Genomic DNA, 26,601 nt, shown 5'->3' with positions numbered 1-26,601 from the left:
AAATATACCAGTTTTTTATGCAACCCCAGACTTTTTATCCAATGCTTTGACCAACTGTGTAATGAGGTCTTGCTCAACAAAAGGTTTTGATATAAAACCGCAAAATCCTTTGTGTTCAAATCCTTTTTCACCGGCAGTGTCAGACTGTCCGCTGACAGCGATGACCGGTATCTCGTTCAAGGGACTTTTAAGTGATCTTATTGCCTCCAAAAGCTGATCTCCGTTCATCCCCGGGAGCTGAATATCAGTTAGTACCAATTTGATTTTACCTTCTTTGACAATCGTAAGGGCTTCTTCAGCGGTCGGAGCCTGATGGAAATCAACATTCCATTTATGCGTCATTACTTTCAGGAACATCAGGTTGAGCTCATTGTCATCAACTGCCAGAATACTTATGCCATTAAGAAGTGATACCATATTTTCAGTGCCCTGACTACCTGACAGTGCCTGTTCATTTCTTTGATACGGAATGTAAAAAGTAAATGTGGTTCCGGTATCAGGGACACTTTTTACGGTGATGTTGCCATTTTGTAACTCGATAAGCTGTTTGCATATGTAGAGTCCGAGGCCGGTACCTACCTGGCCTTTTGATGAAGCGGTCTGGTAGTATTTAGAAAATAGGTTTATCTGTTGATCCTGACTTATTCCCGCACCCGTGTCAGTTACTTCTACCTGCAATCCATTTTCCTGGTTTAACTCTGCATTTACTTTAATATTTCCCTGAGCGGTATATTTGATGGCATTACTCAACAGGTTGATCAGTATTTGTTTCAGCCTAAAGCTGTCCCCGATTACTATCGCGTGTTTGTCTCCTTTGAATTGATAATCCATCCCAAGGTTTTTCTTGGTTGCACTATAGCTCATACTTTCTATTACCTCGTTTAGTATGAAATCAGGATTGAAAGGATCGTTGTTGATCTTAAATTCACTGTTCTCCATTTTTGCGGCATCAAGCGTGTCATTCAGTGTAAGCAGCAGCATATCAGAAGACCCCCTGATGGAATCCAACATTTCCTTCTGACGTTGAGTAAGCGTAGTTCTGCTGAAAATGTACAGGAACCCTTTGATTGCGGTTAGCGGATTGCGTATTTCATGGCTCATGTGGAGCAGTAAGTCCATTTTTTGCTGCGCCATAGTTATTGAACGCTCGTTTTCTTTTCTTAAAAAGATTTCAGATTTATTCAACTGGGTAATAAAGATGATGAGTAATATCGCAAAGACGAGGACTAAAAATAAAGCTGCCAAATAGAATTTATTTAAGAGATTAGTCGTTTCCTGATAGTTCTTAAAGGCCATGGTTTTGAGCTCATCCGCAACCCTAAAGTTGATGTCCTTTAAATCGTTGATGATGCGTTCCAGTTCATTGCTGATATCTGAATTGAGGCTAATGAGCTGTTTTTGCATACTCAGCAGGGTGACATTACGCTCCTGTAGCAATTGCAGCTGCTTTGAGAAATCGTTCCTATCGGCTGCAATCATCTTTTGAGTAGTCAAATCAGCTGTATTGGTGTTTTTATTATTGTTGATGATAATGACGTCTTTCTCACCCGTTTTTTTATTAGATATAGCGTCCTTTATCCGTCCAAACAGTCCTTTTTTTTCTGTGGAGGCTACTTTTACCACAGTATCAGTTTTTGTCTTTACATTATTCTTCGTTGTCTTTACCTCAGTTTTGATTTTAGGGACGGTTCTTTGCTGGATCTGACCATTAAACTGGGCATACACGGTTAGCAGGGAGTCAAAGTTGTGTTTTAAAACCAGGAGCCGCTCTGAAAGAATTATTTTTTTTGAATAAAGTAACCTTACTGTATTACTTTGTTCTGAAGTCAGGTTTGCGGTATCTGTATTGTTTTTTAAGAGCGTGTCGATGTTATTAAATGCTACATTAAGTTTTTCTTTGTAGCTGTTACTTCTTATGCTATCTGGATTTAACAATGACTCCTGAAAATCTTCTTCAGCCTGTTGAAGCAATAATAAGGTCTGTTGTGGTTTCAGCTGATCACGTTCTACATTGCTGGCAAGTTTAGAAATGTATTCGAGTTTTGCGGTGATAGAACTGCGAACGAAAATTGCAGCGATAGATACCACAATTACAAACGCTAAAAACGTAAGTAGAATTTTTCTGGCTAATGTTTTAGTGTGAGTAACTTTCATGAATTATTTAGTTAGAAAACGTTAATTGTTGATCATTGGATCCAGGTTCTTATCCTTATTCCTCAAATCTATGCCACCTTCGTAGACAGATTTCATGTTGACCAGATAAAAAGCCCAACCATTTGAGCAGCCTAATCTAACGAATTGTTTGGATTGATCATCGGTTGGTATTTCGTGCTGTTTCAACTCTACTATCGTATACCCCTTCGATTCGCTTAATTTAATGTCTACCATGCAGGACCCTTCAAATGTGAATTGTACAAAATCCCTGCCATTAGCAGATTTTATGCTTCCCGTCATAGCATCCGGGTATAAATACCAGGTCCACTCGTAGCTGTTACCTCCAGAGGCGTTAATGTATTTGCTCACTGCTTTTTTATTGCTGTTATAAAAGCCTGCTTTTTTCAGAAACCATTTTTCCAGCTCTGCGGATTTTGTCCAGGCATTATAAATATCACTCATTTTAGCCTTTATGGCGATGCGTTTGGTAAACGAAGTCCAGTCGAAATTTTCCATAATCTACTATAAACATAATTAAAAACTATTGATTTATTTACAGTTTTTGAGATCATCAGCCACTTGTTCCGGAGTATAATGACCTTGTTTATTGCCAAATGAATTGGTAATGTAAACAACAATTTGAGCTAAGTCAATATTAGCGAGGGTAGGGAAATCAGGCATTTTTTCCTGATACTGCTGACCATGGATGGTAACTTGTTCGCTTAATCCATTTTTAATATAACATGCGATTTTTTGTTTGTTTTGCAGGAGGAATATCGTGTCGGTAAGCGGTGGAGCGAGTGCACTTAGTCCCTCTCCATTTACACCATGACAATTTTGGCAATATTTAATATAAAGATCGCGCCCATTGGTATAATAGATGTCCTGTCTCAATTGGCCGGCATCCTGACACGAATAAACGATTAAACCAATGGTGCAAAGTAATAATAAACTCAATAAGCGTCTTCGCATCGTTATTTTTTGTCTTCCGCTAATAAAACTGGAATGTCTTTCATTAATTGTGCAACCTGTTCTTTGTTAGTGCCGTCGTACGCTCCGCGAATGCGTTTTTCTTTGTCAATCAGAACCAGCCATCCCTGATGGATGTAACCATCTCTTTGTGTAGAATCTTCGCCAACAGCAACCAGGTAATCTTTTTCAGCAATTTTATAAACACTGTCTTTTGAGCCATATGCAAATTGCCATTTTGGTCCATCTACACCTAGTTTTTTAGCATATTCTTTCAACCTGGATGGCGTGTCATATTTAAAGTCGATGGTGTGCGAAAGGTACATTACATCTGGATTGTCTTTATACTTTTCGAAGATCTCTTTCATGTTACGGTGCATGGTAGGGCAGATGGTAGAACAGGAGGTAAAGAAAAAATCGGCTATATAAATCTTGTCTTTAAAAGTATCATTGGTGATGTAGGTGCTGTCCTGATTTAAAAACTTAAATGCCGGGATGGTCTGATAAACAGTATCTACGCTCACAGTTCCGTCGGCATTTTTTACCTCTTTTGCTTCCCTTTGTCCATAAACAGGTAGTTTCTTTGTTTCCTTACACGAAGTAAAAGAAAGAGTTGTAGCGATCAGAGCAGCAGAGAAAAGGTAATGTTTGAATTTCATGATACTTGGTTAAATTGCTGCAAAGGTACGTTACTGGAAAAATTAAGTGTAATTTTGGGGTAATAATTTAGGTTATCATATTCTGGGGGTTATATATGCCATTTGTTGTTTTCCTGTTTTTTTAACACAATAATACCTAAGTTTGCAGCTGATAAGTTCTTTACTTTATTTCTTCATCAACCGGAAGAGGTTTTACTTAGCTGTAGATTAATAGGGAATCGTGTGTAAATCACGAACTGTCGCGCAACTGTAAGTAACACAAAAGGTTTTTACCCTTAGCAGTCCACTGTTCAACAGAATGGGAAGGACGGTAAAAATGTTACAAGTCAGGAGACCTGCCTTTACCGAATTGACAATGCTTTCGCGATTTGAAGCAAAGGTTAGTTTGATGTTAAACTATATCGATGGTTATGTCATCAAGATATTCCAGTTGGTGTCCGTCATCTCGATGGAAGCGTAGCGAGATCTTTAAAAGATATCTCCCTGCGGTTCGATATGACGTGCTAATGGGCTGGCCGTTTACATCTTTCTCTTTTCTTTTTTCCCGTTCGCATTGTGAAGTTCAGCAAAGCGCTTTTAACTGATTTTTTCAATTAAATGCAAGAAAAATGCTAACAAACAATCTAGGCTATCCGCGAATTGGTAGCAACAGAGAACTCAAAAAAGCCTGCGAGCACTATTGGTCGGGTAAAACAAACATTCAGCAGTTGATACAGGCTGGTAAAGCCATCCGCCAGCGAAATTGGGAACTGCAGCAGGAAGCAGGAATAGACTTGATTCCAAGCAATGATTTTTCATTTTATGATCAGGTATTGGATATGTCCCTAACAGTAGGTGCTATTCCAAAACGTTATCATGATGTGATCCTCAACAAAAGTAATGCAGAGCTGGATCTGTATTTTGCAATGGCAAGAGGATATCAGAAAGACGGGCTGGACATCACTGCGATGGAAATGACTAAATGGTTTGATACCAATTACCATTACATTGTGCCGGAATTTGTAAAAGATCAGCAGTTTAAACTTTTCTCTACAAAACTGCTGGACGAGTATAATGAAAGCAAAAGACTGGGTATCAAAACGAAACCGGTCATTATAGGTCCGGTTACTTACTTATTGTTGGGTAAGGAAAAGGAAGCTGGTTTTGAACGAATTGATCTGATTAAAAATCTACTGCCTGTATACCTGGATATTTTAAAGAAACTGGACGAACAGCATGTGGAGTGGGTGCAGTTTGATGAGCCATTCCTTTCCCTGGACCTGACTGAAAAAGACAAAGCGGCATTTAAATATGTGTATACTGAAATCAGGAAGGCTTTTCCAAGATTAAAGATTTTACTTACTACGTATTTTGAGGCTTTAAAAGACAATACTGCTTTAGCAGTTTCATTACCCGTTACAGCGTTGCACATTGACCTGGTGCGAGTTCCTGAACAATTGGAGTCGGTTCTCGCGGCTATTCCAGGTAATCTGACACTTTCACTGGGAGTGGTAGATGGACGTAACATCTGGAAGAATGATTATCAGAAGTCGCTTGTGCAGCTGGAAAATGCGCTGACAAAATTAGGGACAGACAGATTGATTATAAGTCCCTCATGCTCTTTAATTCATTCGCCATGTGACCTGTCACTGGAAACGAATGATGCTACATTGACCCCGGAGATCAAACAATGGCTGGCTTTTGCCCGGCAAAAAGTTGATGAAGTAGTGATGTTAAAATGGTTGCTGAACAAAGAGGATCTTGATCCTTACATATTATCAGAAAATATACAAGCTCATGAAAATCGCCTGACTTCCTCTTTGATTCACAATCAGGCTGTAAAGCAGCGTGTGGAAAGTATTTCTGAAAAAGACGACCGTAGAAAACATAATTTTGCTGTGCGCAAGACTGCTCAGCGCGAAGCTTTAGGTTTACCATTATTCCCAACTACTACTATCGGTTCGTTTCCACAAACAGCAGAGGTGAGGAGCTGGAGGTCTAAATATAAAAAGGGAGAACTTACGCTGACAGAATACGATGCTTTAATTGAACGCGAAACAGAAGAAACCATTCGTTTTCAGGAAGAGTCAGGTATAGATGTGTTGGTGCATGGTGAGTTTGAAAGGAATGATATGGTTGAGTATTTTGGCGAACAGCTCGCTGGTTTTACTTTTACAAAAAATGGTTGGGTACAGAGTTATGGCAGTAGGTGTGTAAAACCTCCTGTAATTTACGGCGATGTACACAGACCTAAAGCCATGACAGTAAGATGGTCTGCATTTTCCCAATCACTAAGTGATAAATGGGTAAAAGGAATGTTGACGGGCCCTGTAACCATTTTACAATGGTCGTTTGTCCGCAATGATCAGCCCCGCTCAGAAACCTGTACGCAAATCGCTTTGGCGATCAGGGATGAGGTAGTTGATCTGGAAAAAGCAGGTATTAAAATTGTACAGATTGACGAACCCGCAATCCGTGAAGGGTTACCTCTGCGCAAGGCCGATTGGCAGTCTTATCTGGAATGGGCAGTTAAGGCATTTCGTATCTCGGCAAGTGGGGTCGCCGATGAAACGCAAATCCACACGCATATGTGTTACTCAGAATTTAACGACATTATCCAGAATATTGCGGATATGGATGCTGATGTGATCACAATTGAATGTTCCCGTTCCCAGATGGAACTGCTTGATGCCTTTGCTGATTTTAAGTATCCAAATGAGATAGGACCTGGTGTGTATGATATTCATTCTCCACGAGTACCTTCTAGAAATGAGATGGTTAACTTGCTGGAGAAGGCTAAAGCTGTAATCCCGGTGGATCAGCTCTGGGTAAATCCAGACTGTGGTTTGAAAACCAGACACTGGGACGAAACAAAAAAAGCTTTAGTAGAAATGGTCGCAGCTGCAAAAGTACTGCGGGAATCTGTGGAAGAAGCCGTAACTTTGTAAAAAATAAAAGGGCAGGTTACATGCCTGCCTTTTTTACAGAATTACATACACATAAATGAGAATAAGGAAAAATGCGGTAATTACCGCGGTTGGAGGTTATGTTCCAGACACGGTTTTGAGTAACCATGACCTTGAAAAAATGGTGGATACCAACAACGAATGGATCATTGCCAGAACAGGAATAAAAGAGCGGAGGATCGTAAATGATCCAAATATCGCTACTTCCGACATGGCAACCCTTGCATTGAAAAGATTAATGGAAGATGGGAATGTAGATCCAGACGAAATTGATTGTGTTATCGTATCGACTTCAACACCTGATTATGTGATGGTAAGTACTGGAAGTATGGTTTGCGAAAAGGCAGGTCTTAAAAATGCCTGGGGTATAGATACCAATGCAGCCTGCAGTGGTTTTTTATATGCGCTGACTTTAGGTGCAAGTATGATAGAGAGTGGACGCTGTAAAAAGGTAGTAGTGATAGGTGCCGATAAAAACAGTGCTATTGTAAATTATACTGACCGCAATACCTGCATTCTATTTGGGGATGGAGCCGGAGCTGTTTTGCTGGAACAGACTGAAGAGCCTGTAGGTTTGATGGATAGTTTTTTCAGAACAGATGGTACGGGTAAAGAAAACCTTATTGTGACAGCGGGGGGATCGAAATATCCTGCGTCACAGGCTACTTTGGATGAAAAATTGCATTACGTGCGCCAGGATGGTCGTGTTGTTTTTAAAGCCGCTATTCAAGGTATGACCAATACTTGTAATGAAGTACTAAAATCTAACGATCTGATCAGTTCACAAATCAATTACCTTATTCCTCATCAGGCAAACTTAAGAATTATTCAATCTGTAGGTGATTACCTTGGATTATCAGCCGATCAGGTAAAAGTGAATATTGATAGGTATGGCAATACAACCGCGGCCACAATTCCTTTATGTTTATGGGATTTTAAAGATGATTTTAAATATGGCGACAAGATGATCCTTACCGCATTCGGCGCAGGCTTCTCCTGGGGAGCTACCTATTTGAAATGGGGAAAGCTGCGCTAGCGTAAGAGTAAAATTGACCGTTCTCTTCAGCGACTGGAATAAATGCGCTGAAGAAGCGCAATGATTCCTATGTCGCCTCTGAGAAGGTAAATTTTTAGTATAGATACAAATGACTATAGAAGATAAAATTAAGAACTCGGAAACGCGGATATTTAAGGCGGTGTTTCCGAATACTACTAATCATTACGATACCTTATTTGGCGGTACTGCAATGCATATGATGGATGAAGTAGCATTCATTACTGCTACAAGGTTTAGCAGACAGCGCATGGTGACGGTAAGCAGCGACCGGATAGACTTTAACAGACCTATACCTGCCGGAACTATTGTGGAACTAGTAGGTGTAGTAAGTCATATTGGTAATACAAGTATGAAGGTTAAAGTAGAGATTTATGTGGAACAAATGTATTCCGAGGAGCGGGAAAAGGCTGTAACCGGAGAATTTTCATTTGTAGCCATCGACGAAAATAAAAAGCCGGTATCCATCATTAAATAAAATCATTCTAAAGCAGGTCTTCAGACTTGCTTTTTTATATCTTTGCGCCAGAAATGCTGTTGAAACCTATATCCATATTACTTTTGTTCAGTTTGCTGTCGGCAAATTGTTCAAGCTTATTGGTGTTTTTGGGTTTTGAGGCGAATCAGAATTATATCGCCAAAGAACTTTGTGAAAACAAAGATAAGCCTGAAATGCATTGTAATGGAAAGTGCTATTTAATGAAAAAATTAAAGCAGGCACAGGACAAAGAACAAAAACAGGAGCGCCAATCACAAAAAACACAAATACAGGATGCGCTGGTAGTAAAGCCATTGGTGTTTAAACAGTATGCCTTTGCGGAAATCAATCTTCATGTTCCTTTTTCTACAGGAATGCCGCAGAGTATTAAGAATTCTATATTTCATCCGCCACAGTAAAATTGACCGTTCTCTTCAGAGACTGGAATAAATGCGCTGAAGAAGCGCAATGATTCCTATGTCTCTTCTGAGAAGGTAAATTTTAGCCGAACGAATGGTCTAAATTTCCTCTGAGAAGGTAAAATTTTAGCCAAACGAATGGCTGAAAGTAACTTTTATCGTGATAAATGTCCCGTCAGGTTTTTCTGATGCGGTAGATTCTTATGTAAAAAATATAATTTTAATGAACCCATACAGATATTTAATACTATCTATTGGCCTGATGTGCTGCTTTTTGCAGGGCATGGCCCAGGCAAAGGCTTTGAAAGGCCATATATATGATTCCCAGACCAAGCAACCACTGGCTGGAGTGTTGCTGCTTACGCTCGATGGGCAGCAGATTGGCAGATCAGATGCTAAAGGTTTTTTTGAGATCAATGCAGATCAGCTGGAAGGTAAAGTGAATGTTTCACTTGCAGGATATAAAAACCAGATCGTTAGGATGCAATCTGTTGATAACGAACTGAATGTACAACTGGAAGTTGATGCTGTTCGTCTCAATGAAGTGCGTGTATCAGGACTTAGTGCAAATAAGACGAGTAAGGAGACGGCAGGATCTGTCGCTTTACTCACAGCAAAGGATATTAATCGTGGCAGTGCAGTTTCCCTGCAGCCCGCCCTCAACAGCATTCCGGGAGTGCGAATGGATCAAAGTACGCTTTCTGAGGCACGTATCTCTATTCGTGGAAATGGCGTTCGCGCCTCTTATGGTATCAGAAATGTAAAGATCTATGTAAATGAGATTCCGGTAACAGAAGCAGATGGAACCACCAGGATAGAAGCCCTTGATGTGAACAGCATAGGCAGGGCTGAAGTGATCAAGGGTCCTGCATCAAGTATTTATGGTGCGGGTACAGGAGGGGTAATCAACTTTCAGATGCAGCGGTCCCCTTACCAGGAACAGAGCATCGAAGCGTCTGGCCTGATCGGAGCTTATGGTCTGCACAGACTCGCGACTACTTACCGCAGCGGCGGTGATAAAGTAAATAGTTATGTTTCTTATGGCTGGCAGGAATATGAGGGTTACCGCGAACACAGCAAGGATATGCGGAGGTTTCTTACAGGTAATTTTCAGCTTTTTCCAAGTAATAAGCGTATCATTACTTTATTGCTGAACAGAACCACACAGTATTCACAGATCCCTGGTTCTTTAACCCTTGATCAGGTAAATGCTGATCCATTGCAGGCTAATGCCACCAATCTGGATAAAGCTGCAGGCAGGTATCAGACCTGGACAAGAATTGGCCTTGGTCAGCAATACCATTTCAATGATCAGTTTTCCAATAGCACGAGTGCGTTTACGTACTTCTACGATCTGAATCATCCGCTTCCATATGCTTACATCCGTAACTTTCATCAAAGTTATGGCGGAAGAACCCGCTTCAGTTATGATCCTGAATTTGAGCTGCTACCAACCCGTTTTGCAATTGGCGCAGAATTCAACGAAGGACTGACCAAAGGTTCACAATACGTCAACAATAAAGGTACGGAGGGGACGATGAATGCAAACGTAGACTACCGAAATACGAATTACTCCCTGTTTTATCAGTCGGAAACTTCATTGGGTTCAAAAACCACACTTACTTTAGGATTAAGCTACAATAGTTTGAATTATGATGTAAAGGATTATCTGAGGACAAACCAGATGGGTGTGAAGAACTTCGACCCCCAGGCAAGCCCACGTATTGCACTGAGTCATAATTTCAGTGAGGCACTTAGTCTGCATGCCAGCGTGAGTTCAGGATTCTCTCCTCCCTCAAGTTCAGAAATAAAAAATGTAGATGGTTCCATCAATCCTGTACTCCAGGCTGAAAAGGGCTGGAACTATGAGGTAAATGCCAAAGGAAATTTGCTTAAGTCGCGCCTAGCTTATGATCTGGCTGTGTTTAAACTAGACATGAAAGGAGAACTGATTGCGCAATCTGTGCAGCAGGGCATTACGATTTATAATAATGCTGGTAAAACAAGTCATGGTGGTGTAGAACTAGCGCTTTCTTATCAACTTTTCAAAGAAGAAGATCAGCGTGAGATTGTTAGCTTGCGTCCTTTTGCTGCGGTTACTTATTCTGATTTTAAGTTTAAAGATTACAAAATTTTAAATGCACAGAATAGGGTTACTGCAACACACGATGATAACAAGTTGACTGGTGTTGCTCCCTGGGTGCTCAATGCTGGAGTAGATGTGGAAACCAAGGTAGGTGTCTATTTTTATGGTAATTATTTCTTTAGCGACAAACTACCTCTGAATGATGCGAATACTGCATTTAATGATGCCTATCAGGTGTTGAACGCCAAAATTGGCTATAAAAAGCAATTGGTCAAATGTCTGGAGGTGAATGTATACGCCGGGCTGGATAACATTCTTGATGAAAGCTACAGTTCAATCGTCTCGCTGAACGCAGTGGGTTACAATGGAGCACAATCGCCTTACTACAGCCCTTCTCCAAAAAGAAATGGCTACGGAGGTTTAAACCTTAAATATATATTTTAAATGAAACGCATATTTATAACACTAATTGCAGCGGCAGGTTTCCTGACTTCCTGTACAACAGAGAAGCAGGCATTGCCGACTCAGGTGAGTATAGCAGGTGCGACAGCTGCAGGACCGTATTTTACAAATGACAATAAAGGAAATCCGGTACTTTGCTGGACTGAACAGGATGGTAAAGATTCACTGTTTCGTCTAAAATATGCTGTTTACAATGTGCAAACCAAAACTTTTAGTCAGCCGGTTACTGTCCCCGCTTCGGCCGGCAGCAGTAACTCTGCTGAAAGCATGGCTAAGGTGGCATTTAAGTCTGACGGTACCATAGTTGCCCTTTTTGCTAAACGTTTTCCTAAGGAAAAGAATCCTTTTGCCGGTGCCATTTATTACAGTACCTCCGGTGATGCAGGAAAGACGTGGACTAAAGCACAATACCTTCATTCTGATACGTCTCATGCTTATGGACGCAGTTTTTTTGATATAGCAGTTTTAAAGGATGGAGAAGTTGCGGCTATATGGCTGGATGGCAGGGATGCTAAGGAAATCAAAGGTTCAGCCCTGTTCTTTTCACATACAGAAAAAGGGAAAGGGTTCGGATTGGATAGCTGTTTGGAGAAAGGGACCTGCGAATGTTGCCGTACGGATCTTTTTACAGATAAAGACGGCAATCTGCACCTGGCTTACCGAAATATCATGTACCCGTCTGCACTTTCAGGTAAACAAGTAAGAGATATGGTATACAAGCTTTCCAAAGACAGTGGAAAGAGCTTTACCACACCAAAGACAATTAGTAATGACAACTGGGAGATAGACGGGTGTCCGCATTCAGGTCCAACCATGGCCCGCACACAGGCCGGTATGAATGCCTTGTGGTTTACCGCCGGTGGTGGCGCCGGATTGTATTACACAAATTCAAAAGGCTTGGGTGGTGATTTTAACAACAGGAAACTCATCAGTAATTCAGGAAGGCATCCTCAGATGATTGCACTTAAAAATGGTAAGGTAGCTATGGTGTTTGAAGAGCTGGCAACAACGGAGCCTGAACACAATATGAAAATGGATCATTCCGGTGGAGGAATGAAGATGAGCCAAGGGCCTGCGGCATCTGCCCGGGTGGTTCTTAAAATTGTATCCAACGGTGAAGTAAAAAGTTCAACGGCACTAACGAATGGAGAACTTTCGGATAACCATGCTGTTTTAACTGAAACCGGGAATGGATTGCTTGTTGCCTGGGTCAGAGAAGGCCATAAGGGCTCTGAAATCTATTATACTGTAGTAAATCACCTATAGAAAGAATTTTAAAATAATTTTATACAGATGAAAAAAATAACTGGAATATTATTGGTGGTGGCAACATTCATTGCATGCCAGCAGGGTACTGATTATAAAGTTGTGCGTGATGATGTGATGAAATTTCATGATGTTGTGATGGCTGATCATGGAATCATAGTCAGCAACCAAATGAAATTGGATACGCTTTTAAGAGACCTTAAAGGATTAAAAGAAACATTTCCTGAAGTAGATACGCTGAAAGAACAGCGTGTGATGAATGCGCTTAAATCAGAACTGATCAAAGCAGAGGAGGCAATGAATGACTGGATGCATCAGTTTGAGCCCGACATTACCGGCAAATCAAATGAAGAGGCAGTGAAATACTTCGAAGCTGAAAAGAAGAAGATAGCAGGTATTGACAGTGTTTATAAGCAGGAGATTAAAATCTCTAATGAGTATCTGACCAAATTTAAAAAGTAATGAAAAGACTACTGTTGGCAGGTTTAACAGCTGGTATGCTGCTTTCATCCTGTGGGGGAAAAAGGGAGAGGCTGCCTTTTCTACAAATGGAAACAGCAGAAAAGATAGTGGATGGCAGGACCGTTACCGACACTGTTTTTAGGAAGATCCCGGCTTTTAAATTATTTAACCAGGACAGTGCAGTGGTTACTGAAAAAGACTTTGACGGTACCATTTATGTCGCTGATTTCTTCTTTACTTCGTGTCCTACAATTTGTCCGACCATGCATCGTAACCTCTTAAAGGTTTATCAGAAATTTAAGGATAATCCTGAAGTTAAGTTTGCCTCCCATACCATTGATGTGAAGTACGATACGCCATCCAGAATGAAGGCTTATGCTGATAAAATTGGTGTCAAGGGTACACAATGGGAATATCTTTGGGGGACGAGAGATGAGATTTATGCCCTGGCCGAACGCAATTACCTGGTCTCTGCGCAGGAAGATAAAAACGAACCCGGAGGGTTTGTTCACCAGGGCTACCTGATCCTGATCGATAAGGAAAAGCGCATGAGAGGTGCATATGATGGTACACTTGATAATGAAGTTGAGCAATTGATGAAGGATATGGAGATTCTCCTTAGAACGCATTGAGAGTTTCATTATCTTTAGACGCTGTAATCAATTGCCGATAAAGATTCAATGAACGATAAAGAGGAACGAAATTCAGGGAAACTAGACTTAACCAGGCTTAATGCCATTTTAAAGGCTGATAAGACAATTAAGTTGCCTTCCGGAAGTGGAGTCGTCCTTGCGAAAACGGCGCTGATATTGAGTCAGCACCGCTTTTACCGTCATCTTGTGATCGAGCTGGCAGAAGCTGAGGTGGCCCAGAATGGGAAGCTTAAAAATCCGCTCAAGTTTATTGATCCCCTGGATATGGTCTGGAAGACAGACAAACAGGAAGAATTAAAGTTCTATACCGGAGTTTCCAGGTTTAAAAACAATTACTCTGAAAGCAGGGCAGAGTCTGATCTGGATGCACTGAAGGCTATTGTGCGTAATCCTCTGAATCTGGAGGTTTACCTGCACGATGAAAAAATAGCTTCGAGTATCACCGCCAGTTCAATTTTTCCTGCAAAAATGGAATCGTTGAAGCCTGATCTGATTCTTTCTGTGAATGAAAAAGCGGATCATTTTGAAATTTCAGGTAAACTGATGCTGGATGACAATTCCTATGGACTGGAAAGCATCAGGCTTAGGTACAATTATTTTATCCAGGTAAAGAACCATCTTTATCTTGTTGATAATCCATACTTTTTGAGTGTCATCGATTTCTTTAAATTTCAGAATGATACCATAGTTTTGGAAAGGGAAGAATATGAGGAGTTTTATGAAAATATTCTTTCTGTACTGGAGGAGAAGATCAAAATCAATTATTCTTATCTGAGGCGGGCAACAAAAAAACAGATCATAGAACAAGGTTTTGATTTGGAAAATGAACTGATTCTTTATCTGTCGGAGTCGGAAGATTTTGTGCTGCTCACGCCTGTTATGAAGTATGGCAGTCTTGAAATTCCTGTGATCTCCCAAAAGCAGATTAAATCAAAGGACAAACTGGGTAAGATGTTTACGCTGGCCCGCGACGAAGAAAGAGAGCTTCAGTTTATTACCATTATTGCAAAAATGCACCCCCAGTTTATGGAACAGATGGAGGAGTTTCCTGAACAGAAACATGCCGATTGTTTTTATCTGCACCGTAAGAATTTTTTGGATGCAGGGTGGTTTCTGGATGCTTTTGAAGCCTGGCGCAGCAAAGGAATTGCAATACTCGGTTTCAATGAACTGAAAAATAATCCTGTAAATCCTTACAGGGCAGAAATTTCAATTGTGGTCAACAGCGGCATGGATTGGTTTGAAACAGCTATCAAGGTTAAGTTCAATAAGGAAACTGTCGCCCTCAAACATCTGCACAAATCAATTCGTAACAAAAGCAAGTTTGTGCAATTGGATGATGGTACCATGGGTATTTTGCCCGATGAATGGATTGAAAAGTTTACTGCCTATTTTGGCGCAGGAGAAGTAGTGGAGGAAACAATACGTACGCCAAACATCAACTATAGCGCAGTAGAAGAGTTGTATGAAGATGAAGTGCTTGATCAGCAGGTTAGGAATCAACTGATGCATTACAAATCTAAATTGCATGCATTTAAGGAAATTGAAACTATTGCTGTTCCTGAAGGGTTGAATGCAGAATTAAGAGGGTATCAGAAAGAAGGACTGAACTGGCTGAATTTTTTAGATGAGTTTAACTTTGGCGCTTGCCTTGCCGATGATATGGGGCTGGGTAAAACCATACAAGTAATTGCTTTTATCCTCAGTCAGCGCGATAAATCAGCACATAATACAAATCTGATTGTAGTGCCAGCTTCTCTGATTTTCAACTGGCAGAAGGAAGTAGAGAAATTTGCACCTTCTATCAAGGTACGCACGATTTATGGAGCTGACAGGGCTAAAGTGGTGCATGATTTTGATCAGTATGAGATCATACTCACTTCATACGGTACCTTACTTGCAGATATACGCTTTCTGAAAAGTTACAGGTTTAATTATGTTTTTTTAGACGAATCTCAGACTATAAAGAATCCTGATTCACAACGTTATAAAGCAGTTCGTATGCTGCAGTCGCGCAATAAAGTTGTGCTGACCGGTACGCCTATAGAGAACAATACTTTTGATCTGTATGGTCAATTGTCTTTTGCCTGTCCGGGATTGTTGGGAACAAAGCAGTATTTCAAACAGATTTATTCAGTGCCTATTGACCAGTTTAAGGACAGTAAAAGAGCTGCTGAACTTCAAAAAAGAATCAATCCCTTTATCTTAAGGAGAACAAAAGAACAGGTGGCGAAAGAACTGCCCGACAAGACTGAAGTCGTTATTTATTGTGAGATGGGGGAGCAGCAGAGGGAGATTTACGATAGTGCAAGAGAAGAAATCCGTGACTTTTTAATGGGCCGATCAGAAGATGAACTGGCTAAAAGCAGTATGCACGTGTTGAAAGGTATCACCAAACTTAGGCAAATCTGTAATTCACCCGCTTTACTTAACAATGATAAGTTTTACGGGAATGCTTCGGCTAAAATGGATGTGCTGATGGAGCAGATTGAAAGCAAAGCGCCACACCATAAAATTCTGATATTTTCTCAGTTCGTGACCATGTTGGATCTTATAAAGGAAGAACTTCAGGCAAGAAATGTGCGCTATGAGTACCTGACCGGACAAACGAGAAACAGACAGACTGTAGTGGAGTCCTTTCAAAACAATCCTGAAATCCGTGTTTTTCTGATCAGTCTGAAAGCAGGAGGTACGGGATTGAACCTGACACAGGCAGACTATGTTTACCTGGTAGATCCATGGTGGAATCCTGCGGTGGAGAATCAGGCCATAGACAGGTCATACCGTATTGGACAAAAGAAAAATGTAGTAGCCGTCAGGCTCATTTGCCCGGATACCGTAGAGGAAAAGATCATGATGATGCAGGAATCTAAAAAGGAAATTGCGAACGATCTGATAAAAACCGAAGAATCCATCTTTAAATCCCTCAGTAAAAAAGACTTGCTGGATTTGTTGTAAGCTATATTTTACTTAATTTACTGAAATGGTAAGTTTCCCTGAAAATAGAATCCCGGTCATTGCTTCAGTATGTTTGTTTTTTAGTTTGTCTGTATTTTTTGCCTGCACCGCATTAAGGAAGACAGGAAAGTCAGGTTACAGTAATGACCTTGTTCCTTATGAAATTAAACGTGTAGCGCGTGTGACAGGTAAAACACAGCCTGGTGAGCATCTGCCAAATCCAAATCAAACTCATGACCGTTACGATGTTGGAGGTACAGACCTTGGAATTGCATGGGATATGGGGCATGGAAAAACAGGGTTGCTTTTTGGAGATACCTACGGGAAAGACTGGGAGCCTGTAAAAGAAGGAGGGCCTGGCAGGGCTGGTAACTGGCGCTCTAATGTATTAGGAATCACTGAAGACCGGCAATTAGAAGATGGAATTACTTTTAGTAGTATGGTCAGTCATGAGCTCATTCCTTCGTCACATATTGTGGACGGCTCTGGAAGCCATACCGCTATCCCGACTGCAGCTGTAAATATAGCAGGTGTGGATTATGTTCATTTTATGGACATCAGAAAGTGGGGTGGCCCGGGCAGTTGGGAGACCAATTATTCCGGTTTATACCGATCCTTTGATAAAGGCATGCGATGGGAAAAATGTAATGAAATCCGGTTTTCTGCAACCAGTAATTTTGCCCAGATAGCCTATGCTAAGAAATCAGGATATGTATACATGACGGGCACAGTCTCAGGAAGATGGGGGGGGATTTGCCTCGCCCGCTTTAAGGAGTCGGATATATTGAAGCTAGAACGGTACGAATACTGGAGCAAGACAAAGGGTTGGGTTTTGAAAGATGAAAAAGCAGCGGATCCCATTATAGATGCTCCTGCGGGTGAGCTTTCCCTCGCATACAATAGCAGATTCAGACGCTGGATGATTACTTATCTGAATGAAGATAGACATCAACTCGTCCTTAGAACAGCAAAAGAAATTAATGGCATATGGAGTGCTGAACAAACACTTGCGAATGCGGCAGAATATCCAGGTCTGTATGGTGCTTTTATTTATCCTGGTTATGAAAACACTGATGAGTTTTTCTTCCTAATGTCTATGTGGCAGCCTTATAACGTATTTTTAATGAAAGCCAGGTTGAAGTAGTAAATGTTGCTCGGCCTGGAGTAACTGACCGTACATCTCTTTGACGCAAAAGCCAGAATACTGGCTCATTTCAGGGATCAGCCGTTTATAGTAATTGATGCCGTTCATTAACTGTTCTTTAAACTTATTAAAGTATTTGACTTGTTTGGCATTTATTTCGTTGAGCTGACTGGCAATATCCTTTTTAAGGTAATCGACATAAAGATTCAATTCATTGACGAACAGGTTCGGTCTACTCATGTCTTCCAATAGGTTTTCTCGTCCATAAATATGATTGATCATTTCCTTTAAACTGTATTTCCTGGAAAAATAAGCGAGGTTTGGTCCGGGGCAAATACTGATTGCCTTGTTCTCTTTTGGCTTAAGGAGGTTATTTTTCAGGTATGCCGATGCACACAGCCCTTCGCAGAGGCAAACCTTTTCGGTTACTGCGTCAAATTGCTTACTGTGATTTTCGGGTGTTAGGTTCATTTCATACAGCTGTTTGATTTTCAAATGCTGGTATTCCCTGGAAGCTGTACAAATCGGTAATTCTGTAAATTCTGTATTGGTGCAGAGGAATTTCTTCGTGCATGGGCTTCCCGGTCTTCCTTTAGCGATACGGTCGAGCCGCTGCTGTTCTATCGTACTGCCCCTGAAGTTGTTGAACAGGACGCCAAGCGGAGAAGAGTTACTCAGGTAAAAATCATCTTTTTCGGCTTGTTCTAGTCTTAGGAGGGTGTTTTCATCTACATTTGTGGCCTCCGGTACCAGTAAAAATGGGCTGCCCCAGCCTGCGGCATCCAATTGATAGTAGTTGAGCAAAAATGCATGCTCTTCCGCTGTTCCTATTCCTCCTTGTGCGGTGATCTTTTGTAAAGGCATCGTTAGTGCTGCGAATCCTTTGCTGATAAGAACAATGCTATACATTTCATACAGTTCCTTTGCCAGTACTGCACGTTTTTCTTTAAATTCCTCCAGTATAGGACCTAGTAAGAAGCCTTCAGTTGCAAATGCGTGTCCTCCGCAGTTCAGACCTGATTCTACCCTGAATTCCGATACCCATAATCCTTTCTTTGCAAGCATTTTAGCCTGGATCATAGCTGATCTGAAATCGCTTACCTTGAGTATGATCTTTTTTGTTACTAATCCCGATAGATCCGGATAAAAACATGCACATTGCTCCATATACCCATATAATCTTGGATTTAGCCCCGCTGATATTATTACAGCAGCATTAAGGCTGCTATTGGCGAAGCCACGCATCGCTGCCAGCGCATCGGTATAATCGTCGCCCAGGTATTCATCAGCAGAGTTATAATTCGCTTTGTCTACCTTAGACATGATGTTTACATCAATTTTTCCTGCCTGTATTGATGCTTTTAATTCCTTTTCTATCATTAACCTCTCTGCTCCATTGATTTGCAACATACGGAGATAGGCGGTTTTAAGTGCTGAATGTTCAGGTAGTAATTCAAAATACGTTGTCAGATCTGTTCCTTCTTTAAATTCTTCTTCCTTCAGCTTTGAAAGTTGTTTATTTACGAGTCTGTTCAGCAGGTTCAGATAGGCAGTAATGCGAAGCGCCCTGCTGTCTTCTTTTTTCTTTTCGATTTGCTCAAACCTTTCCCCGTTTTGTTCCATATGAAATTTTCTCATACGTTCAATCAGTTCATCGTCTACAATGGAGACAACAGATGAAATCCCAAAACGGGCAATTTTTAAAGGAGTATCTATAGAATAACCGAGGCCTAAGACAGGAATATGAAAAGTATGGTTCATGCGTTTTGTTGACATTGATTTCAGGTGCAAAATAGCCGAGTATTTTTAACTTAAAATATGATGGACGTCATGTTTTAGCATGATTGGGGTAATAAATCAATACCATTCAAATTGTATATTTGTGAAAAGTCGTGTATGGAGCAAGCCAGGTTATTAGAAGCAATTATTGAAACAGCAATCGACGGTATCATTACCATCGACAATCGTGGGAATATAGAAAGTCTTAATCCGGCTGCACTTAAGCTATTTGGCTATACTATTGAAGAGGTAAAAGGCAAAAACATCAAAATGCTGATGCCTGAGCCAGATAAGAGCGGTCATGACGGTTATATTGAACGCTACCAGACTACCAGGGAAAAACGCATCATAGGCAAGGGTAGAGAAGTGAGGGGTCTACGAAAAAACGGTACCACTTTCCCTTTCAGACTGGCGGTAAGTGAAGTTCAATATGACGACAGGATCATCTATACAGGCTTTATTCACGATCTTTCCAAAGAGAAAGAAGCAGAAGAACGACTGCGCGAATATGCTGCGGAGCTGGAAGAACTGGTAGAAGAACGTACCAAATCATTAAAGAAGACTGTAAAGGCGCTGAGTGCGGCAAAAGAAGAAGTGAGTCTGTCGCTGGAAAAAGAAAAGGAACTGAACCAGATGAAAAGCCGCTTTGTTTCTATGGCCTCTCATGAATTCCGGACGCCTTTAAGTTCTGTTCAGCTTTCTGCTTCACTGATTGAAAAATATGCTCATCCTTTTGAAAATGAAAGTATCACGAAACATGTGGGGAAAATCAAGAATGCGGTAGGTAATCTTACTACCATTCTGAATGACTTTCTGTCTCTTGAGCGATTGGAAGCCGGGAAGGTAGAGCCAGCTTTTTCTTTCTTTGATCTGGTTAAACTTTCTGAAGAGGTAACTGAGGAAATGCAATTGATTGCCAAGCAGAACCAGAATATAATTTATCAACATACAGGGCTTACAAGTATGGTGAATCTCGATCAAAATCTGATTCGGAACTGTATGATCAATCTGATTTCTAATTCCATAAAATACTCAGGTGAAAATACTTTCATAGAGTTCAATACGGAGATCAATGATCATGAATGCACTGTAACTGTAAGGGATAATGGAATCGGTATTCCAGAATCAGATCAAAAACACTTGTTTCAGCCCTTTTTCAGGGCCAATAACATTGGAAACATTCCTGGTACAGGGTTAGGGCTTAATATTGTACGTCGCTACGTCTCTCTGATGGATGGTTCGCTGTATTTTGAAAGCGTAATCAATAAAGAAACAACCTTTAAGCTTTCTTTTAGGAGATAGCATTCCTGCCGACCGGGCAAAGAAATTGATAAACATCACTTTTCTGGTTGACCGCGCTCATTCCCGGGAACACTTCATACTGCTAATTTTGATTTTAAAATCAAGTTCGCATGAAAGTAGTCGCATACAGTATCAAGTCATCGGAGAAAGAGTCTCTGGCTATAGCTAATCATAAAAAGCACGACATAACTCTGATTTCTAATAGCTTAAGTATGGAAACTGTGAGCTATGCTTCAGGTAAAGAAGCGGTCATCGTATTCGAAGGAGATGATGTTTCTGCAGCTGTGATCAATAAACTTGCTGAACTCGGTGTAAAGTATATTGCGACCAGGTCGACCTCCACCGCTCACATTGATCAAGATGTCGCTGCAGCTTACGGGATCAGGCTGGCCGGTGTACCTCAACACGCTTTAGCCGGCCTCACGACGATGGAAATTCCATTGGCCCTTGCTTCAGAAACCATTCTAAATCTCGATAAATGGCAGCAGAACCGTTGCCTGGGACTTTCCTGTGTTTGTTCCAGATCTTGCAACAAAGCCAGCGATTTAATGTCAATTAGCAAACCACACCAACATGACCACTAATTTATTGATAAACAAGTATTGCGTGTCTGCACCACGTTACACCAGTTATCCGACTGTTCCTTATTGGGATAGCAGGTCATTCGATGAAGTCAAATGGAAAGATGCAGTAAAAGGAACTTTTGACTCCAGTAATCATTTGGATGGTATTAGTCTGTATATTCACCTGCCTTTCTGTGAAAGTTTGTGTACTTACTGTGGATGCAATACCAGGATCACTAAAAATCATAAAGTAGAAGTCCCGTACATAGAAACTGTTTTAAAGGAATGGGAGTTGTATGTCAATTTGTTTGATACACGTCCGGTCATCCGTGAACTGCATCTTGGAGGTGGTACACCAACTTTTTTCAGTCCTAAAAATCTGGCCTTACTGCTAAACGGCATATTTGAGCATGCAGACATGCATCAAGAGGCAGAGTTTAGTTTTGAAGCACATCCGGCAAATACTACGGGCTTGCACCTGACAAAATTGAAAAAACTGGGTTTTAAACGACTCAGTTTAGGCATTCAGGACTTTGATGTCAGGGTGCAGCGGATCATTAACCGAGTGCAGAGCGTAGCCGATGTAGAGACTGTTACGGAACTGGCTCGTAAGGCCGGGTACTATTCGGTCAACTATGATCTGATTTATGGTCTTCCTTTGCAGACTATACAGGGATTAAGAAATACGATGAACGAAGTGCTCAGACTGAAACCAGATCGCATTGCGTTTTACAGTTATGCACACGTGCCCTGGATGAAACCAGGACAAAGACATTTTTCTGAGCAGGATCTCCCTACGGCTGAACAGAAGCAGGAATTGTACGAGCTGGGCCGGCAGTTGCTGAAAGATGGAGGTTATGTAGAAATCGGCATGGATCATTTTACGCTGAGTACAGATAGCCTGTATAAAGCAGGAGAACAGGGGAAGCTGCACCGCAATTTTATGGGTTATACCCATCACTACAGCAAACTCATGATCGGTCTTGGTGTTTCATCTATTAGTGATACCTGGAGTGCTTTTTCCCAGAATGTAAAGAAGGTAGAAGAATATACGAACATTGTTAACCAGGGTCGTCTGCCTGTTTTAAAAGGACATATCCTCGATGAGGAGGATATGGTAATCCGTAAGCACATCATCAATATCATGTGCAGGGGATATACCTCGTGGCAATTGCCTGAAGAAAGAAACGAAGCTTTTGTGCAGGGTTTAGAGCGTATGCGTTGGCTGGCTCAGGATGGTTTGGTTATTTTGTCTGAAGAATATTTAAGTGTTACTCCATTCGGAAAACGCTTTTTGAGAAACATTTGCATGAGCCTTGATGCACGGCTATATAATCAGCAGCCGGAGACACAGCTTTTCAGTGTAGCAGGGTAAGAATCTACCCTGCTACAAATGCTGTTATTTTCTGTTTGATTCTATCTTAAATTGCATGAGCTTTGCAATAGAATCAGCCCTGTTTATAGCCTGCTGAGCATTGAGCCCATCAAATTTCTGAGCTACGGTTGTTGTCCAAATGCTCATCCATCGCGCAAAATGCTCAGGTTCCAATGGAACAGTTTTGTCTAGTGCAATATGCTTCAGCATCGGATTTCCTTTATAAGTGACCACGTCCAGTAAAATCGTCTCCCAGAAGGTGACCATTACAGGAATGTGTGCTTCAAGGGAAAAGTGAGCCGCTTTGAAAACAGGGCCTATAATTTCGTCTTTCAGGGCTTTCTCGTAAAAGGCTTCTACCAGGTATTGTATGTCTTCTCTATTCTCTATGTCTCTCATTTTAGTTATTTACATATTGCCGCTTCATTAGTGGCTGGTGGACTTAAATACGGTATGTTCAGTTCCAATCCCCTCAGAATAAACCAGACCCCCAGGCAGAGCATCATGTAGGGGATGACTTTGTTTATTTTCTTCCTCACTAGTTGTCCTGTAAAACCCATGCTGAATGTAGCAATGAACATCAAAGGTACGGTGCCTAGACCAAACCAAAACATGTATGATACCGCATTTTGTATATTTCCGGTATTTAATGCTCCGGCAAGTGCAAGATATACAAATCCACAAGGTAAGAAGCCATTTACAAGCCCAATAATCAGGTGGTTGGCCTTATGTTTCAATGCACAGTTGAACAAACGGTTAAAGGGTTTCAATAAAAAAGAGGGGCTTTTGCTGAAGTAGGGTAGTTTGGTTATCCGTGATATCGCCGCTATAAGAATCAGGACGCCACTGAGTATACTAATGAACTGCTGAAATCCCGAAATCCAGATCTGCCGCCCGATTATTCCAATGATCAGGCCCAACATACAATAGGAGATGATCCTGCCAAACTGATAGCTAAGTTTGTCGACCGCCACATACAGCCAGCCGTTTCTAAGGGAAGGTACTGCAAAAGCAAGTGGCCCGCACATACCAATACAGTGCAGGCTACCCAGAAGTCCGATCATAAAAGCCAGTTTGTCATTACTCATTGCAGGTTTACCTCCTGTTCATATAAGTATGATTTTTCTTCGCTATTCCAGCTGATGATCAATCGCCACCGGCCTTTAACCATTTCTGTTGTAACTACTGCGAATTCACGATCGGGATTGGTCTCAAAACTTATCTTTTTATCCAATTTCTTATCTGAAACCCGCATTAGTCTGATGTTTCCAACGGCGCTGTTCTTAAATCCAAGTACTATGCCTTCGGGCGACAACTGAATATCAGGTGCTGCATTGTCTGTTTTTACCTGTTCCTTGCTGTTGTATTCTTCATCGTAGTTCAGACCTTTTTCGTAGTAATCCATATCTACCAGAGCATCAGTTTTGCTATTGAACATCAATACAGCCAGTACAACGATAAAGGCCATAAACATGCCCATTCCGATCATTAATTTTGTTCCCCAGTTCATATACTTAATGGTTAGGTGGTGCGATAAATGTGGTTTCAAAAAGATCCAGTGTCTTTTCTCCGGATACCAGTCTGAAGCTAATTTCAGTCTTGTATTTTTTGATCTCGCTTTGAGGAAGGATCACAAAGAAGGTCAGTTTAGCTACTCCTCCATACGCTATGGAGTCCTGAGTTTGTATATACTGGATCTTCGCTTTAGGATTGTTCGGGATGATGTGGAACTTCAATCCGTTACTTGTTTTATTGATGAGTTCTGCATTGTATAAATTGCTTATTGTCTGATTATCATCTCTTATTTGATAAAGTGTTCCATTAGCTCTTAGGATCGTAGTCTTGATGTCACTTCTTGTGATGAGTAAATAAGAGAGTACACCAATAAGCGCAATCAATACAGCCGAATATGCATAGACGCGTTTATTGAGCTTAAAGCTATTCCTATCCCTGATCTCGTCCTCAGATTTGAAGCCAATCAATCTTATAGGTCTGTTGATCTTTTCCATCACCATATCGCAGGCATCGATGCAGGCGGTACAGTTTACACATTCCATTTGTGTGCCATTGCGAATGTCGATGCCTGTAGGGCAAACATCAACACATAGTTTGCAATCTATACAATCTCCCTTTTGGTTTTCACTGTCCTTGATGCGTTTAGATCTTGGTTCTCCGCGTTCATAGTCGTAAGCCACTATTATGCTCTGGTTGTCTAACAGCACACCCTGTAAACGCCCGTACGGACATACTACCGTACATACCAGTTCGCGCATTCTGGAAAACACCAGATAAAATACAATGGTGAATACACAGATAGAAATGAACCCGGACAAATGCAGATTTACCGGCTCGGTAATGATTTTTATGAGTGCCGCTGAACTGATGATATAAGCCAGGAATACATTGGCGATCAGGAATGAGATGCTAAGGTAAATCAGGTGTTTAAAGCCTTTTTTAAAGATTTTCTCTGACGTAAGCGGACCTTCGTCAAGTTTTCTGCGTTTGAACTGGCCGCCTTCAATCCAGATTTCAATTTTACGGAACACCATTTCCAGGAATATGGTCTGGGGGCATGCCCAACCGCAAAATACTCGGCCAAAGACAACGGTAAACAAGACCACGAAAACAATGAAAGTAAGCAGAGCCAGTACAAATAAGTAGAAATCCTGTGGCCAGAAGATCACCCCAAAGAACACAAACTTCCTTTCCAACACATTTAACAAAATCACTTGTTCGCCGTTTAGTCTGATGAACGGAGCGGCAAACAATAGAGTCAGAAAGAAATAGCTGAGTCGGCTTCGGTAATGGTACAGCTTTCCTTTTTCTACCCGAGGATAAAGCCATTTTCGCTTTGTACCATCGTCGGTAAGGGTTGAAAGTTGTGTTCTGAAATGTGCCGGGCTCTGTGACATTATGGTTGTTTTGTACCCTGAGGAGCTTTTGCACCTGCAGGATTGCTTCCCTGAATCGATAAAATGTAACTGCTGATCTCAGCAATCTGTTTGGCATTCATAGTTTTCTCCCATGCGATCATGCCCTTTTCAGGTACACCATATTTAATCGTTTTGAAGATTTCTTTGATGCTTGCCCCGTGCAGCCAAAATTTATCGGTCAGGTTAGGGCCGACCAGTCCTTGTCCCTGCTCGCCATGACAAGGGGCGCACACATTCTTGAATAAAGCGCCTCCCGCTTGCAGTACAGCAGCATCTGTAGATGCTTCCACATTGGTTTCATTCACCTTATTGGCTTTATTGCCTGGTTTTTGCAATAGCGCAATGCGGTCGTCTTCTGCCTGCTGCAATTCAGCGGCATATTCATCTTCCTGCAATTTGCCCCAGTCCATCACGTGGTAGCTGAACATATATACGACAGCAAAAATCATCGTACCGTAGAAAAGTACCATAAACCAGGCAGGAGTGGGGTTGTCCAGCTCCGCAATGCCATCAAACTCATGATCCATCATCAGGTCTTTTTCTTCGGATATAGGCTTTAATCCCATAATCCTGTTCCAGATGGATGGTTTAGCTTTCCTCTCCAGCTGCAGTTGCTCTTTTTGCACGCGGTATGCTGCTTTTTCTGCTTCCGTTGCAAAACTTGTCGGATTGATACTTTCCTGTACAAAGAGCCTGATTACTTTTAAAACCAGTACCGAAACAACCAGGATAATTATTGCGGTAAACAGTAAGGCCCAGATCAACATATCGGTCATTTTTCTTCATCATTTAAGGGTAATTCACTCATGTATTTCACTTCATCTTTTTTCATGACGATCAGCAGAATGGCGACGACGATGAAAAAAAGCATGAATATTCCCAGTGAAGTGATCAGATAGCCCTGATTGCCATCTACCTGATCTAAAAATTGCTTAAACAT

Annotated in this window: 25 protein-coding genes and 1 riboswitch; of the genes, 14 read left to right on the top strand and 11 right to left on the bottom strand. The window is 41.2% G+C overall.

All coding sequences use genetic code 11. The features are described 5' to 3' along the window. Window positions 1–15: 15 nt before the first annotated feature. From FA047_RS11505 to FA047_RS11490, 4 genes are read right to left on the bottom strand one after another with little or no spacing between them, the layout of a single operon-like run. Window positions 16–2,154: a hybrid sensor histidine kinase/response regulator gene (locus FA047_RS11505; protein ID WP_136836223.1), complete on the bottom strand. Its 2,139-nt coding sequence runs from the start codon at window positions 2,152–2,154 to the stop codon at window positions 16–18. A gap of 21 nt (window positions 2,155–2,175) precedes the next feature. Next, window positions 2,176–2,670, bottom strand: coding sequence for an SRPBCC domain-containing protein (locus tag FA047_RS11500; RefSeq protein ID WP_136836222.1), 495 nt, complete (start codon window positions 2,668–2,670; stop codon window positions 2,176–2,178). Between the two features lie 33 nt (window positions 2,671–2,703). Then, on the bottom strand, window positions 2,704–3,126 hold the full coding sequence (locus FA047_RS11495; RefSeq protein WP_136836221.1) for a c-type cytochrome: 423 nt from the start codon (window positions 3,124–3,126) through the stop codon (window positions 2,704–2,706). A 2-nt stretch (window positions 3,127–3,128) separates the two neighbouring features. Further along, window positions 3,129–3,782, bottom strand: a complete 654-nt coding sequence (locus FA047_RS11490; RefSeq protein WP_136836220.1) for an SCO family protein — start codon at window positions 3,780–3,782, stop codon at window positions 3,129–3,131. 170 nt (window positions 3,783–3,952) lie between these two features. Next, window positions 3,953–4,139: riboswitch (cobalamin riboswitch) on the top strand. Between FA047_RS11490 and FA047_RS20505 the strand changes: the two genes are divergently transcribed. The 11 genes from FA047_RS20505 (at window position 4,099) to FA047_RS11440 (ending at window position 17,709) form a co-directional block, all read left to right on the top strand. Then, window positions 4,099–4,242: a hypothetical protein gene (locus FA047_RS20505; RefSeq protein ID WP_169304391.1), complete on the top strand. Its 144-nt coding sequence runs from the start codon at window positions 4,099–4,101 to the stop codon at window positions 4,240–4,242. (Overlaps the previous riboswitch by 41 nt.) Before the next feature lie 148 nt (window positions 4,243–4,390). Further along, a complete protein-coding gene (gene metE / locus FA047_RS11485; protein ID WP_136836219.1) occupies window positions 4,391–6,709 on the top strand; it encodes a 5-methyltetrahydropteroyltriglutamate--homocysteine S-methyltransferase in 2,319 nt (772 codons plus the stop codon). A gap of 55 nt (window positions 6,710–6,764) precedes the next feature. Then, on the top strand, window positions 6,765–7,763 hold the full coding sequence (locus tag FA047_RS11480; protein WP_136836218.1) for a beta-ketoacyl-ACP synthase III: 999 nt from the start codon (window positions 6,765–6,767) through the stop codon (window positions 7,761–7,763). 109 nt (window positions 7,764–7,872) lie between these two features. Further along, complete coding sequence (locus FA047_RS11475) at window positions 7,873–8,259, top strand: acyl-CoA thioesterase (RefSeq protein WP_136836217.1); 387 nt, start codon at window positions 7,873–7,875, stop codon at window positions 8,257–8,259. A 221-nt stretch (window positions 8,260–8,480) separates the two neighbouring features. Continuing rightward, window positions 8,481–8,678 carry a hypothetical protein gene (locus tag FA047_RS20830; RefSeq protein ID WP_225872708.1) on the top strand — a complete coding sequence of 66 codons (198 nt, stop codon included), beginning with the start codon at window positions 8,481–8,483 and terminating at the stop codon, window positions 8,676–8,678. A 223-nt stretch (window positions 8,679–8,901) separates the two neighbouring features. Beyond that, window positions 8,902–11,208 carry a TonB-dependent receptor domain-containing protein gene (locus tag FA047_RS11465; RefSeq protein WP_136836215.1) on the top strand — a complete coding sequence of 769 codons (2,307 nt, stop codon included), beginning with the start codon at window positions 8,902–8,904 and terminating at the stop codon, window positions 11,206–11,208. Beyond that, entirely contained in the window at window positions 11,209–12,492 is a 1,284-nt protein-coding gene (locus FA047_RS11460; RefSeq protein WP_136836214.1) for a sialidase family protein, read from the top strand. A gap of 27 nt (window positions 12,493–12,519) precedes the next feature. Continuing rightward, window positions 12,520–12,954, top strand: coding sequence for a hypothetical protein (locus FA047_RS11455; RefSeq protein ID WP_136836213.1), 435 nt, complete (start codon window positions 12,520–12,522; stop codon window positions 12,952–12,954). Beyond that, complete coding sequence (locus FA047_RS11450; protein ID WP_136836212.1) at window positions 12,954–13,586, top strand: SCO family protein; 633 nt, start codon at window positions 12,954–12,956, stop codon at window positions 13,584–13,586. The genes FA047_RS11455 and FA047_RS11450 overlap by 1 nt, the downstream gene beginning before the upstream one ends. Before the next feature lie 48 nt (window positions 13,587–13,634). Continuing rightward, window positions 13,635–16,565, top strand: a complete 2,931-nt coding sequence (locus FA047_RS11445; protein WP_136836211.1) for a DEAD/DEAH box helicase — start codon at window positions 13,635–13,637, stop codon at window positions 16,563–16,565. A 25-nt stretch (window positions 16,566–16,590) separates the two neighbouring features. Then, window positions 16,591–17,709 (top strand): DUF4185 domain-containing protein, encoded by a 1,119-nt coding sequence (locus FA047_RS11440; protein WP_136836210.1) that lies wholly within the window; start codon window positions 16,591–16,593, stop codon window positions 17,707–17,709. On the opposite strand, the gene FA047_RS11435 is transcribed toward FA047_RS11440, so the two are convergent. Then, window positions 17,686–19,470 (bottom strand): hypothetical protein, encoded by a 1,785-nt coding sequence (locus FA047_RS11435; RefSeq protein WP_136836209.1) that lies wholly within the window; start codon window positions 19,468–19,470, stop codon window positions 17,686–17,688. The genes FA047_RS11440 and FA047_RS11435 overlap by 24 nt on opposite strands. A gap of 135 nt (window positions 19,471–19,605) precedes the next feature. Between FA047_RS11435 and FA047_RS11430 the strand changes: the two genes are divergently transcribed. The 3 genes from FA047_RS11430 to hemN all read left to right on the top strand — a co-directional run bounded on the left by FA047_RS11430 (window position 19,606) and on the right by hemN (window position 22,728). Further along, entirely contained in the window at window positions 19,606–20,790 is a 1,185-nt protein-coding gene (locus FA047_RS11430) for a PAS domain-containing sensor histidine kinase (protein WP_136836208.1), read from the top strand. A gap of 110 nt (window positions 20,791–20,900) precedes the next feature. Next, window positions 20,901–21,374, top strand: coding sequence for a Rossmann-fold NAD(P)-binding domain-containing protein (locus tag FA047_RS11425; RefSeq protein ID WP_136836207.1), 474 nt, complete (start codon window positions 20,901–20,903; stop codon window positions 21,372–21,374). Then, window positions 21,364–22,728 carry an oxygen-independent coproporphyrinogen III oxidase gene (gene hemN, locus FA047_RS11420; RefSeq protein ID WP_136836206.1) on the top strand — a complete coding sequence of 455 codons (1,365 nt, stop codon included), beginning with the start codon at window positions 21,364–21,366 and terminating at the stop codon, window positions 22,726–22,728. Before FA047_RS11425 ends, hemN begins: the two co-directional genes overlap by 11 nt. Before the next feature lie 24 nt (window positions 22,729–22,752). On the opposite strand, the gene FA047_RS11415 is transcribed toward hemN, so the two are convergent. The 6 genes from FA047_RS11415 to FA047_RS20500 are packed head-to-tail and all read right to left on the bottom strand — an operon-like array spanning window position 22,753 to window position 26,601. Beyond that, window positions 22,753–23,127: a group III truncated hemoglobin gene (locus FA047_RS11415; RefSeq protein WP_136836205.1), complete on the bottom strand. Its 375-nt coding sequence runs from the start codon at window positions 23,125–23,127 to the stop codon at window positions 22,753–22,755. A 5-nt stretch (window positions 23,128–23,132) separates the two neighbouring features. Continuing rightward, complete coding sequence (locus FA047_RS11410; RefSeq protein ID WP_136836204.1) at window positions 23,133–23,816, bottom strand: sulfite exporter TauE/SafE family protein; 684 nt, start codon at window positions 23,814–23,816, stop codon at window positions 23,133–23,135. Further along, window positions 23,813–24,238: a FixH family protein gene (locus FA047_RS11405; RefSeq protein WP_136836203.1), complete on the bottom strand. Its 426-nt coding sequence runs from the start codon at window positions 24,236–24,238 to the stop codon at window positions 23,813–23,815. The genes FA047_RS11410 and FA047_RS11405 overlap by 4 nt, the downstream gene beginning before the upstream one ends. 4 nt (window positions 24,239–24,242) lie before the next feature. Continuing rightward, window positions 24,243–25,640, bottom strand: a complete 1,398-nt coding sequence (gene ccoG, locus FA047_RS11400) for a cytochrome c oxidase accessory protein CcoG (RefSeq protein WP_136836202.1) — start codon at window positions 25,638–25,640, stop codon at window positions 24,243–24,245. After that, entirely contained in the window at window positions 25,640–26,437 is a 798-nt protein-coding gene (locus tag FA047_RS11395; RefSeq protein WP_136836201.1) for a cbb3-type cytochrome c oxidase N-terminal domain-containing protein, read from the bottom strand. Before FA047_RS11395 ends, ccoG begins: the two co-directional genes overlap by 1 nt. Then, the gene (locus tag FA047_RS20500; RefSeq protein ID WP_169304390.1) at window positions 26,434–26,601 is read right to left on the bottom strand and encodes a hypothetical protein; all 168 of its coding nucleotides are present in this window, start codon (window positions 26,599–26,601) and stop codon (window positions 26,434–26,436) included. The genes FA047_RS11395 and FA047_RS20500 overlap by 4 nt, the downstream gene beginning before the upstream one ends.

This window comes from Pedobacter frigoris (assembly GCF_005116445.1).
Classification (GTDB): domain Bacteria; phylum Bacteroidota; class Bacteroidia; order Sphingobacteriales; family Sphingobacteriaceae; genus Pedobacter; species Pedobacter frigoris.
Note: the sequence above shows the minus strand (reverse complement) of the source record. Positions and strands in the feature narration are given on the sequence as shown.